This is a genomic window from Pseudoalteromonas sp. J010, assembly GCF_003934235.1.
Taxonomy (GTDB): Bacteria; Pseudomonadota; Gammaproteobacteria; order Enterobacterales; family Alteromonadaceae; genus Pseudoalteromonas; species Pseudoalteromonas peptidolytica.
Genome location: NZ_RDBW01000085.1, coordinates 1 through 532 on the forward strand (window position 1 = coordinate 1; position 532 = coordinate 532).

General features: G+C 42.8%; 1 rRNA gene. It reads left to right on the plus strand.

Annotated elements, in window-relative coordinates:
• Window positions 1–393 precede the first annotated feature (393 nt).
• A 16S ribosomal RNA gene (locus EAG18_RS22060) occupies window positions 394–532 on the plus strand; the annotation flags it as partial.

A 532-nucleotide genomic window follows, 5' to 3' on the forward strand; every position in this document is an offset into this window, starting at 1 on the left:
GCGCTGAAAAGCAACGAGCCAACGAGTCGGGAGTCAAATAAAACTTGAGTTTGAATGCTTCGAAAGAAAATCAAAATTAAGTGTTGACAACAAATGGGAAATGCTTAGAATGCACAACCCTCAGCGCTAACGGCGCAGCGATGATAAGTCATCGCACCGGGTAACCGGAAMTGTTCTTTAACAATATGAAGCAATCATCTGTGTGGGCACTCGTACAGATTGAGTTCTAACAGCRGAGTCTAGTTCGCTAGATGACGCAAACAAATTTAGAGTCTCAATTGAACTGAGTGACCAACAGAATAAACTTAGTTTATTCAGCACAGTCAATTCGATACCGAAAGGTATCAAAATCAGAATTCAATGAGCATGAAGCTTAGGTTTCAAAAAAACTTTTAATTGAAGAGTTTGATCATGGCTCAGATTGAACGCTGGCGGCAGGCCTAACACATGCAAGTCGAGCGGTAACATTTCTAGCTTGCTAGAAGATGACGAGCGGCGGACGGGTGAGTAATGCTTGGGAACATGCCTTGAG